The sequence below is a fragment of the Apilactobacillus sp. EABW-1NA genome (genome assembly GCF_030398685.1).
GTDB classification, from domain to species: Bacteria; Bacillota; Bacilli; order Lactobacillales; family Lactobacillaceae; genus Apilactobacillus; species Apilactobacillus waqarii.
Genome location: NZ_JAPDKO010000016.1, coordinates 22,381 through 33,405, shown reverse-complemented (window position 1 = coordinate 33,405; position 11,025 = coordinate 22,381). Strand labels below are relative to the sequence as shown.

At 38.0% G+C, this 11,025-nt stretch carries 10 protein-coding genes and 1 tRNA gene; 9 read left to right on the top strand and 2 right to left on the bottom strand.

The genetic code is table 11. The features are described 5' to 3' along the window. Positions 1-153: 153 nt before the first annotated feature. Both OEZ61_RS05590 and gntK read right to left on the bottom strand, forming a co-directional pair. Positions 154-1,482 carry an amino acid permease gene (locus OEZ61_RS05590; protein ID WP_034534861.1) on the bottom strand — a complete coding sequence of 443 codons (1,329 nt, stop codon included), beginning with the start codon at positions 1,480-1,482 and terminating at the stop codon, positions 154-156. Positions 1,483-1,569: 87 nt separating this feature from the next. Then, on the bottom strand, positions 1,570-3,120 hold the full coding sequence (gntK, locus tag OEZ61_RS05585; RefSeq protein ID WP_034534860.1) for a gluconokinase: 1,551 nt from the start codon (positions 3,118-3,120) through the stop codon (positions 1,570-1,572). 220 nt (positions 3,121-3,340) lie between these two features. Here gntK and OEZ61_RS05580 point away from each other — a divergent pair, with 220 nt between their 5' ends. The 9 genes from OEZ61_RS05580 to pstB (OEZ61_RS05540) all read left to right on the top strand — a co-directional run bounded on the left by OEZ61_RS05580 (position 3,341) and on the right by pstB (OEZ61_RS05540) (position 11,024). Beyond that, the gene (locus OEZ61_RS05580; protein ID WP_290047129.1) at positions 3,341-4,090 is read left to right on the top strand and encodes a GH25 family lysozyme; all 750 of its coding nucleotides are present in this window, start codon (positions 3,341-3,343) and stop codon (positions 4,088-4,090) included. A 75-nt stretch (positions 4,091-4,165) separates the two neighbouring features. After that, positions 4,166-5,485, top strand: a complete 1,320-nt coding sequence (locus OEZ61_RS05575; RefSeq protein WP_290047128.1) for a DEAD/DEAH box helicase — start codon at positions 4,166-4,168, stop codon at positions 5,483-5,485. Positions 5,486-5,536: 51 nt separating this feature from the next. Continuing rightward, a tRNA-Arg gene (locus OEZ61_RS05570) sits at positions 5,537-5,609 on the top strand. A gap of 145 nt (positions 5,610-5,754) precedes the next feature. Continuing rightward, positions 5,755-6,618: a phosphate ABC transporter substrate-binding protein PstS family protein gene (locus OEZ61_RS05565; RefSeq protein ID WP_290047131.1), complete on the top strand. Its 864-nt coding sequence runs from the start codon at positions 5,755-5,757 to the stop codon at positions 6,616-6,618. A gap of 157 nt (positions 6,619-6,775) precedes the next feature. After that, the gene (locus OEZ61_RS05560) at positions 6,776-7,633 is read left to right on the top strand and encodes a phosphate ABC transporter substrate-binding protein PstS family protein (protein WP_290047130.1); all 858 of its coding nucleotides are present in this window, start codon (positions 6,776-6,778) and stop codon (positions 7,631-7,633) included. Between the two features lie 14 nt (positions 7,634-7,647). Beyond that, positions 7,648-8,562, top strand: a complete 915-nt coding sequence (gene pstC, locus OEZ61_RS05555; RefSeq protein WP_034531582.1) for a phosphate ABC transporter permease subunit PstC — start codon at positions 7,648-7,650, stop codon at positions 8,560-8,562. A gap of 2 nt (positions 8,563-8,564) precedes the next feature. Continuing rightward, entirely contained in the window at positions 8,565-9,452 is an 888-nt protein-coding gene (pstA, locus tag OEZ61_RS05550) for a phosphate ABC transporter permease PstA (RefSeq protein ID WP_290047127.1), read from the top strand. A gap of 12 nt (positions 9,453-9,464) precedes the next feature. Next, the gene (pstB, locus tag OEZ61_RS05545; protein WP_053791913.1) at positions 9,465-10,259 is read left to right on the top strand and encodes a phosphate ABC transporter ATP-binding protein PstB; all 795 of its coding nucleotides are present in this window, start codon (positions 9,465-9,467) and stop codon (positions 10,257-10,259) included. Between the two features lie 9 nt (positions 10,260-10,268). After that, complete coding sequence (gene pstB, locus OEZ61_RS05540; RefSeq protein WP_034534864.1) at positions 10,269-11,024, top strand: phosphate ABC transporter ATP-binding protein PstB; 756 nt, start codon at positions 10,269-10,271, stop codon at positions 11,022-11,024. The last annotated feature ends 1 nt before the right edge of the window (position 11,025 follow it).

Sequence of the window (11,025 nt, the reverse complement as noted above, 5' to 3'; positions counted from 1 at the left end):
CTTATTAATAATTTTTGTAAATCCTAAACCATTATAATAATCTTTAATGGCAGCTAATTTTAATTCTTTAGAAAACATAAAAGAACCCCTTAGGTTAGATTTCTCCAACTCAAGGGGTTCAGTTCAATTCGAAGTTAATCGAATGCTTTTTTATTATTTACTGTTTTTCAAATGTCTTTGTTGTAGGTAGTAAACCGGAATACCGATTAATGTTAATAGTAATCCGACTAATGCCAAACCAGTTTGAGTAATCAATGTTTCGGCAAGGATGAAGATACCACCAACTAAGGCGATGATTGGTACGATTGGGTACCATGGCACCTTGTATGGACGAATCATTTCTGGTTCCTTACGACGAAGCTTGAATACGGCAACGAATAGGAGACAGTTAAAGATCCACATAACGAACACTAACATGTCAGTTAATAGGTCAAAACTACCAGCAAAAATCATTAGAATAGCGATTACGAATTGGAAGATTCCAGAAGTGTAAGGGACGCGAGTCTTCTTTGAAAGTTTAGCGAACCAATCACTAAATGGAAGTGACTTGCTTTGACCCATGGCATAAGGAATTCTCATACCTGATAGGGTGTAACCGTTTAATGAACCGTAAACAGAAACTAGAATACCGATAGTAACTAACTTACCACCGAATTCACCGAATAGCTTGATAGCAGTTTCTGAAGCGGTGTTTTGGTTACCAGCAATGTGGTCAATTGGAAGTGTCTTTAAGAAGGCAACGTTTACCAATGTGTAGATAACCATAATCAAACTTAGACCGATAATGATGGCCTTTGGTAAGTTCTTCTTAGGGTTCTTAATTTCACCGGCAACGTCACAAACACCAATCCAACCATCATAAGCAAACATAGTTGCTAGTAAACCTGAACCAAAAGCAGTCCAGACATTGGCGTGATCACTTGGACTAATTGGTAAGAATGAAACGTGAACAGCACCAGGAATAAATAGACCAAAAATAGCAATTAAAATAATTGGAATTAGCTTACAAATAAGGGCAACTGTTTGAACGTTTCCGCTAATCTTTGATCCCAATAAGTTAATGAATAACACACTCAATGCCACAATGATTGCCATTGGGTTTAAGATGTTTGGGTTTAAATGGAATAGGTTAATTAATTGTGTTGAGAAAATGATTGCTTCAGCGGCAATGTTGGCAGGGTAGTAGACCAAGATTTGGGCCCAACCCATTGAAAAACCAGTTAGCGGACCATAAGTATAATCAAGATACTTGATGGCTCCACCGGTCTTAGGAATGGCAGCTGCTAATTCAGATACAGTCAAACCAGCACAGATGGTTAGTAATCCACCAACGATCCATGCTAAAACGGTTAGGGTAAATGAATGAGTGCTGTTAACAACACTGGCGGTCTTAAAGAACACACCGGCACCGATAACAGTTCCCATAACAGTTGAAAGAGCAGCCATCATGCCAATTCCACGTTTTAATTCGTTTTCTTGCATGACGAATTTCCTCCTATATAATTTTCATCTAAAAAAAGGAGGGGCCTAAATAGACACCCAACCTTTTTTCAAAAATAATATTAGTTATTATTTGTTTTCATTTTCAACATCGTGTTTACGTTGGAATTCAGCAATGTTCTTGTATTCAGTTTGAAGTTGACGACTCAAACGAATATAGATAGGAGCTAATTCACGGTAAACCTTGTAGTTGTCAGGATTTGGCTTGTGGGCGTTAGTTACTCCAACGAAGTCCTTAACCTTTTCTAGGTCATCGATGATACCTAATGAGTACATACCTAATGTGGCAGCACCTAAAGCAGTACCTTCGAAGCTTTCTGGAATGTTAACATCTTGTTCGAAGATGTCAGCTAACATTTGACGCCATAATTCTGAACGAGCAAAACCACCAGTAGCTTGAATACTTGTTGGTTTACCAACAACTTCTTCTAAGGCAAGACTAACGGTGTATAGGTTAAACACGATTCCTTCTAGAGCAGATCTAATCATATGAGCACGAGTGTGAATACGAGTTAGACCGAAGAATGAACCACGAGCGTTAGCGTCCCAGATAGGAGCACGTTCCCCACCTAAGAATGGGTGGAATAGTAATCCATCAGAACCTGCTGGAATATTTGCGGCGATTTCAGTTAATAAGTCGTATGAATCCATGTGCATTTGTTCGGCAGTAACCTTTTCAGGTGCACATAGTTGATCTCTTACCCAACGGAAGACGATACCACCGTTGTTAACAGGTCCCCCGACAACCCATTTGTCTTTTGATAAGTAGTAACAGAAAACACGACCCTTAGGATCAATAACAGGTTTGTCAGTAACGACACGAACGGCACCAGAAGTACCAATTGTAACAGCTAGAACACCTGGCTTAATAGCGTTAACACCAAGGTTAGCTAATGGACCATCTGAAGAACCGATAACGAATGGAGTATCTTCATCGATACCAATTACATTAGCGTAAGCTTTGTTTAGTCCCTTGAATTGGTATGTAGTGTCAACTAATTCAGGAAGTTGGTCACGTGATACACCAGTTAATTCAAGTGCTTCTTCGTCCCAATCCATCTTGAAGATGTTGAACATACCAGTAGCATTGGCAATTGAGTAATCTTCTTTTAATTCACCAAATAGTTTGTATAGGATGTATTCCTTGATACCTACGAAGTAGGCAGCTTTGTCGTATACATCTTTTCTTTCATTCTTCAACCACATTAACTTGGTTAGAGGAGTCATAGGGTGAACTGGAGTACCAGTCTTTTCGTATAATTCCTTAGCCTTACCGCTTTCCTTTAGTTGGTCAGCGTAGTTAACGGCACGGTTATCAGCCCATGTAATAGCACGAGTTAATGGTTTGTGGTTTTCATCAAGTAAAATCAAACTGTGCATAGCACATGAGAATGAGATACCCTTCAATGTACCATGTTTAAGGTCAGCCTTACGTAAAACTTCAGTTAGACCTGCAAGCATGGCAGAGAAGATTTCTTCTGGATCTTCTTCGGCCATATCTGGAGTATCTTGGTATAAAGGATAACCATCGTTTGAGTATCCCTTAACTTCTCCATCGGTATCGTACAAAACAGTTTTTACACTGGTTGTTCCAATATCAACACCAATGATGTAGTTCATAACATAACTTCCTTTCGATCTAAAAAGAGAGACTTAATTTATTTTTTAATAATGTTAACTATTATAATAAAATCCGCATAAAAAGTCATCACTAATTTATTTAGTTACCGCTTTCATTATATTGAAAACAAAAGGCCGATTCAAGTGTTTTAACGTGTTTTATAGTAATTTGCAGTCATTATGATTATAATAAGGTTAATTGTATAAAAGAGGTGAGTGAATGGATACCAGAATGTCTTTGTATCATCAAAAACCAAAGTCTACTAAAAACTACGGCCAGTTTTTTAAAAAATATGCATGGTTAATTTCAATTTTAATTGTTTTATTAGGTTCAATCTTTGGATATGTTGCATACCAAAGTTATGAAAATAATATGATTAATAAGTATCAAGTTAAGGGAATCATGATTAGTCAATCAAACGGTTATATTGATTTCGTAACCCTAGCTAATACCGGCCAAAAGTTTGTCTACATTCGTGCCAGTCAAGGTGCTACATATACAGATGATGACTTTAGTGATAATTTCCAGCGAAGCCAGGGGTCTGGTTTGCAGGTTGGTTCTTACCATGTTTTTAGTACGCAAACCGCGATTAAGGATCAATTGAAGAACTTTACACGAGAAGTTGGCGATGACTACGGAACATTACCACCATTAGTAGAGGTGACTTCGCCTTTATCAGATGATCAGGTTCACCGACTTTCTGAATTCATTTACATGGTTCATAAATACTATGACACCAACGTAGTTGTAAGAAGTAGCACGAGTGTCTTCAATCGATTAGACAAAAAGATTGATCATGACGTGCAGTTCTTCAGTGGAAACGTGAATAATAAACGTGCTAATTTTATCGAAGTGAAGAATAATCGAAAGATTAATATTGATGGTTCAAACGTTTACGTTAACCAGATTGCCTTTAACGGTAACAAGAAAGGTTGGCAACAGTATCTATTGAAGAATCAAGACCGTTAATAAATATCGATATTAATGAAGATATTTGCTAAAATAGAATATATATTAATTCGAATTTAAGTAGGGGAACCCAGAATGTTAGAACAATTTCAAAAGTATTTTAACAAGCTTGGATATGACAAACAGACGCTGATTCAAGAACGTGTCTATCCAATTATCAAGAACCACGATAGTGTCTTAGGACTATCACCAACCGGATCTGGAAAGACAGTTGCATTTTTAATTCCAAGTATCGAAATTCTAGAACCTGAAGGTGGTTCACAATTACTAATCATCGAACCATCTCAAGAACTAGCAATTCAAACCGCAAAGGTAGCCAGAAACTGGGCTAATTTGCGTGGAATGAAAGTGTTAGCCTTAACTGGTGGTGCCAACATCAAACGTCAAATGGAACGTTTGAAGAAACATCCTGAAGTAATCGTTGGTACAGCAGGTAGAATCAAAAACTTAATCGACGACAAAAAATTAAAAACACATCTTTTTTCTACTATTATAATTGATGAAGCTGACGATCTATTACAAGGTGAAACTTTGACCACGGTTAGGGACATTGTTTCTTCCATGATGTCAGATGTTCAATTGGAATTCTTCTCAGCTACAGCGACACCAATTCTAAATCAACTATCAGGTTGGTTTGGTAACCGTGACATCCAAAAGGTTGACGTTCGTGCAGAAGACAAGACGCAAGGTCACGTTGAACACGGTATGATGAACGTCTTACGTAAGAACAGAAACAAGATGTTGGCACGTTTACAGCACGTTGCTGGTTTTAAAGCATTGGTATTCTTCAATCAAACCGTTGATTTGAATAAGACTTATAGTTTCTTCGTTCATAATCACTATCAAGGTGTGGCCAAACTAACATCTGATCAAAATCAAACTAAGCGTCAAAAGGCGATGGATGATTTCAGATTAGGTCGCATCAAGTTATTACTAACCACTGATGTTGCCGCTCGTGGTTTGGATATTGCTAAACTTCCAGCAGTTGTTAACTACGATTTACCTGATGAAGCTATTGACTATGTTCACCGTGTTGGTAGAACCGGTCGTATGGGTGAAGACGGAATGGTAATTAACTTCGGTGATGATCATGATTTAAGAGACTTGAAGAACCTATTATCTGATTATGATTTTGAATTCCAACCAAGGTACTTCTATAAGAATAAGATTGTAAAGTCGGTTCCAAAGACTGCCGAAAAGGTGGCTGAAGTGGTTGAAAAACCAGCTAAGAACGACAAATCTTCTAAGGACGAATCAAGTAAACCTCGTGTTAAGAAGGTTAAAAAACAAGTTGTTTCTAACCCAGCACCTAAAAAACGTGTCAAGAAAAACAAGCATACCAAGAACAAAGGAATGCGTAACAAATGGCGTAAAAACAACAATAAGTTGGTTTAATAAACTTTACATTATTTTATTAAAATGCGACAATATTAATTGTCGTTTTATGGCTCCATAGCACAACTGGATAGGGCGACCGCCTCCTAAGCGGCTGATCTCGGTTCGATTCCGAGTGGGGTCATAAAAAAGGAACTCACATTTATTAGGTGAGTTCCTTTTTTTATATTTACATAACTTTTACATTAAAATGACTTTAAATTTACAAATTGCCGATATACTAAGCTTGTAACATAAAATATTGGTTAGGAGATATTGATATGATTAAAATGAATAAGGTTCTATCAATTGCTTCAGTTGTTTTAGTTTCAGGTTCACTATTAGCTGCCTGTGGTAGTACAAGCGGTTCACAAGCTAGTGGGGATGTATCAGTTGTCGGTTCAACTGCTTTACAACCATTAGTCGAACAAGCTGCAAAGGATTACCAAAAGGATAATTCAGGTGTTAACATTTCTGTTCAAGGTGGCGGATCTGGAACAGGATTAAGCCAAGTTCAATCCAATAGCGTTTCAATCGGTAACTCAGATGTGTTTGCCGAAAACCAAAGTGGAATTGACGCTAGCAAGTTAACAGATAACAAGGTTGCCGTAGTTGGGATGGCACCAGTTGTTAACAAGGGCGTGGGTGTTAAGAACATTTCACTAGAAAACCTAAAGAAGATTTTCGAAGGTAAGATTACTAACTGGAAAGAACTTGGTGGTAAGAACCAAAAAATTGATGTTATCAACCGTGTAAAGGGAAGCGGAACTAGATCTACTTTCGAAAGTAATGTTTTGAAGGGTGCTTCGGCTATCCAAACCCAAGAACAAGATTCTAACGGTGCAGTAAAGAAAATTGTTTCAACTACTCCTGGAGCAATTAGTTACCTAGCATTCTCATTCATTGACAGTAGTCTTCAACCACTATCAATTGACAATGTTGCCCCAACAGACAAGAATGTTGAAACCAACGCTTGGAAGATTTGGTCGTATGAACACATGTACACACCAAAGAAGGCTGACAAGAACGCTACTAAGTTCATCAAGTATGTTGAATCTGATAAAGTTCAAAAGACTTTAGTTAACAAGTTAGGTTACATCAGCATTTCAGACATGAAAGTAACCAAGGACAGTAACAACAAAATCGTAAAATAAACCAATGACAAGAGATCAGTTTAATTAAGATGGTCTCTTTTTTTTGTACCATTTTCTAAAATTTACATAAAATTTACAAAAAATCTAAATTAGATTTACATTAAATCGGTATACTTGTATTTGTAAATTAAAAAAGGATGATTTTATTATGATAAAAATTAAGAAGTTAGCGATTATGACATCGGCAGTCTTATTCGCTGGAACAGTACTAACAGCGTGCGGAGTAAACTCTGCATCAAACGATAAAATTACAGCGGTTGGATCAACTGCTTTACAACCGTTAGTAGAAGAAGCAGCAAACGATTACCAAAAGGACCACAAGGGCCTATCAATTACGGTTCAAGGTGGGGGTTCTGGTACCGGTTTGAGTCAATTACAAGCTAAGGCCGTTACAATAGGGAACTCAGACGTGTTTGCTGAAAATCAAAAGGGAATTAAAGCCAAAGACATCGTCGATCATCAAGTGGCGGTAGTCGGAATCACACCCGTCGTTAACAAGGGCGTGGGAGTTAAGAACATCAGTATGAAGAATTTACAAAAGATTTTCGAAGGTAAGATTACCAATTGGAAACAAGTTGGTGGTAAGAACTTGCCAATCGAAGTTATTAATCGTGTTAAGGGTAGTGGTACCAGAAACACATTTGAAGCAAATGTGATGGATGGCCACAGCACCGTTAAAGCACAGGAACAAGACTCAAACGGAACAGTTAGAAGAATCATTGCTACCACTCCTGGAGCAATCAGTTACCTATCATTCTCGTTTGTCGATAAGACCATTCAATCACTATCAATTGATAACGTGAAACCAATTGATAAAAACGTTGAAACCAACGCTTGGAAGATCTGGTCATATGAACACATGTTCACAGCTAAGAAGGTTAGTGACAACACTAAGAAGTTCTTGGCATACATGAATTCAGAAGAAGTACAAAAAGGTTTAGTAAAGAAATTAGGTTACATTAGTATCAGTGATATGAAAGTGAAAAGGGATGCTAACAACAAAGTAATCAACTAATTGGAGGAAGACTCATGGAAATTAATAAGAAAATATTAATGCCATCCAAGGAAACACGCCAAGAAAGATTTGGTCGTACTTTAAGTTTTATCAGTATTTCAGCAATTGTCGTCTTGGTGGCTTTGATTTTATACTTCATCATCTCAAAAGGGATTTCTACCTTTACTGACAACCACGTTAACTTGTGGGACTTTATCAGTAGACAAGATTGGTCACCTTCAACCATCGGAAAAGATGGTAAACCAGAAGTAGGAGCACTACCTATGATTGTGACATCATTCAGTGTTACTTTCCTATCTGCCTTACTAGCAACACCATTTGCGATTGCCGCAGGGATTTACATGACAGTCATCGGCCCTAAGAAGAGCCGTGGATTCCTACAAACTGTTATTGAATTACTAGTTGGTATTCCTTCAGTTGTTTACGGTTTTATCGGTTTAACCATCATCGTTCCAATTGTAAGAACTTTATTCGGAGGAACTGGTTTTGGGATTCTATCAGCAACATTAGTATTGTTCGTCATGGTTCTTCCAACCATTACATCACTAACTGTTGATAGTCTAAACGCCGTACCAAAGCATTTATCTGAAGCATCACTTGCTTTAGGTGCCACTCGTTGGCAAACCATTTACAAGGTTATCCTAAGATCAGCAACTCCAGGTATCTTAACAGCCATCATCTTTGGAATGGCCAGAGCATTCGGTGAAGCCTTAGCCGTACAAATGGTAATTGGTAACGCCATCTTGATGCCTAAGAACTTGATTACACCATCATCAACATTAACCAGTCAATTAACTACCGGAATTGGTAACACTGTCATGGGAACTCTAGGAAACAATGCCCTATGGTCATTAGCCTTGGTTCTACTTCTAATGTCACTATTCTTTAACATCTTGGTTAAGTTAATTGGAAAGAGAGGTAAGTTCTAATTATGAATCCAAAAGTAGTTAATAAAATTGCGACCGGCGTGATTTACGGTCTAGTAATTCTAGTCGTTGCAATTCTAGCAGCCTTAATCGGTTACATATTGGTAACCGGTGTGCCTCACATCTCATGGCACTTCTTAACCAGCCCAGCTCAATCATTCTTAGCTGGTGGGGGAATTAGAGATCAACTATTTAACTCAATCTACTTATTAGTTCTTACATTAATCATTTCATTTCCTATTGCATTAGGTGCCGGAATTTACTTAGCTGAATACGCTCCTAAGAACTGGTTTACTGAAATCATTAAGACAACTATCGAAGTATTAAGTTCACTTCCATCAGTTGTTGTGGGACTATTCTGTTACCTATTATTCGTTGTTCAAATGAGAATGGGATTCTCAATCCTATCAGGTGCGATTGCACTTACATTCTTCAACTTACCTCTATTAACCAGAAACATTGAAACATCACTAGAATCAGTTTCATCACTACAAAGAGAAGCTGGACTATCACTTGGCTTATCACAATGGAAGACAATCACTGGAATCATCCTACCAGCCGCAGTTCCTGGAATCATCACAGGGATTATCCTAAGTGCCGGTAGAGTATTCGGTGAAGCTGCCGCATTGATTTACACAGCCGGTCAAAGTGCTCCATTCGTTGATTACAGTAACTGGAACATCTTCTCAGACACTAGTTTCTTAAACCCACTACGTCCGGCAGAAACACTAGCTGTTCACATTTGGAAGGTTAACTCAGAAGGAATCACTCCTGATGCTAACGCTATCTCAAGCGGATCATCAGCCGTATTAATCATCGTAATTCTACTATTCAACATTTTCGCGCACTGGATTGGAAACCGTTTGTACAAGAAAATGACTTCTAGTAAGTAAGGAAGGTTTAACATGAAAAACTACAATTTAAATCAACAATATGTACGTGACTTCGCAGTCGAAAACGCAATTGAAGCTCACCATGTAAACGTTTCTTATGGTGAACACCAATCAATTTTTGACGTATCACTATCATTTCCTCGTTTTAAAGTAACTGCCATGATTGGTGCTTCTGGATCAGGTAAGTCAACTTTCTTACGTTCAATCAACAGAATGAATGATAACGTGGCGACTGTCGATGGCGACATTATGTATAGAGACGTTAACATCAACGACGATAAGATTAACGTTTACGAATTAAGAAAACACATCGGAATGGTGTTCCAACGTCCCAACCCATTTGCTAAGTCCATTCGTGAAAACATCACTTTTGCACTTAAGAAGCACGGTATCAAGGACAAAAAGGAACTAGACGAACGTGTTGAAACCAGTCTAAGAGAAGCAGCTTTATGGGATGAAGTAAAGGACAAACTAGACGAAAGCGCGCTATCACTATCAGGTGGACAAGCTCAACGTTTATGTATCGCACGTGCGATTGCCATGAAACCAGACGTGTTACTACTTGATGAACCAGCATCAGCGCTAGATCCAATCTCAACTTCAAAGATTGAAGATACACTAAACCGTTTAAAGGAAAAATACACAATCATCATTGTTACTCATAACATGCAACAGGCTTCTAGAATGAGTGATTACACTGCATTCTTCCACCAAGGCCACTTAATTGAATTCAACAAGACTTCTCACATCTTTACCAGACCAAAGATGCAAGCAACAGAAGACTACATTTCAGGAAACTTCGGGTAGGTGAATTACATGACTTCTATTTTAAAAACAGAAAACGTTCATTTATACTACGGTGAAAAAGAAGCCCTACATGGCTTTGACATCGAATTTGAACAAAACGAAATCACTGCTTTAATCGGACCATCCGGTTGTGGTAAGTCAACATTTCTAAGATGTTTAAACCGTATGAATGACCTAAGAAATAACACAACAGTTACTGGTAGTTTTAAAATTGGTGATCAAGACATCTATGCACCAACTACTGACATGACCGAATTAAGAAAAGAAATCGGAATGGTATTCCAACAACCAAACCCATTTCCTTTCTCTGTCTACGACAACGTGGCATATGGTTTAAGAATTGCCGGTGTTAAGGACAAAAAGGTATTAGACGAAGTAGTTGAAAAGAGTCTAAAGCAAGCTGCCGTTTGGGACGAAGTAAAGGATGACCTAAACAAGAATGCCTTATCATTCTCAGGTGGTCAACAACAAAGAATTTGTATCGCCAGAGTGTTGGCGGTAAAACCTAAGATTATTTTGATGGATGAACCTACTAGTGCGCTAGACCCAATCTCAAGTGCCAAGATTGAGGATACTCTGTTAGAATTAAAGAAAGATTTTACAATCATCATCGTTACTCACAACATGCAACAAGCATCAAGAATTGCTGACAAGACAGCATTCATGCTAAACGGGGATTTAATTGAATACAACAAGACTTCTAAGATGTTCTTAAATCCTGACAAGCAACAAACTAGTGATTACTTAAATGGAGAATTCGGATAGG

What these genes read in the sequence shown, in the direction of transcription:
- OEZ61_RS05590 (WP_034534861.1), bottom strand. Translation starts at nt 1,482, where the DNA reads ATGCAAGAAAACGAATTAAAACGTGGAATTGGCATGATGGCTGCTCTT.
- gntK (WP_034534860.1), bottom strand. Translation starts at nt 3,120, where the DNA reads ATGAACTACATCATTGGTGTTGATATTGGAACAACCAGTGTAAAAACT.
- OEZ61_RS05580 (WP_290047129.1), top strand. Translation starts at nt 3,341, where the DNA reads ATGGATACCAGAATGTCTTTGTATCATCAAAAACCAAAGTCTACTAAA.
- OEZ61_RS05575 (WP_290047128.1), top strand. Translation starts at nt 4,166, where the DNA reads ATGTTAGAACAATTTCAAAAGTATTTTAACAAGCTTGGATATGACAAA.
- OEZ61_RS05565 (WP_290047131.1), top strand. Translation starts at nt 5,755, where the DNA reads ATGAATAAGGTTCTATCAATTGCTTCAGTTGTTTTAGTTTCAGGTTCA.
- pstC (WP_034531582.1), top strand. Translation starts at nt 7,648, where the DNA reads ATGGAAATTAATAAGAAAATATTAATGCCATCCAAGGAAACACGCCAA.
- pstA (WP_290047127.1), top strand. Translation starts at nt 8,565, where the DNA reads ATGAATCCAAAAGTAGTTAATAAAATTGCGACCGGCGTGATTTACGGT.
- pstB (WP_053791913.1), top strand. Translation starts at nt 9,465, where the DNA reads ATGAAAAACTACAATTTAAATCAACAATATGTACGTGACTTCGCAGTC.
- pstB (WP_034534864.1), top strand. Translation starts at nt 10,269, where the DNA reads ATGACTTCTATTTTAAAAACAGAAAACGTTCATTTATACTACGGTGAA.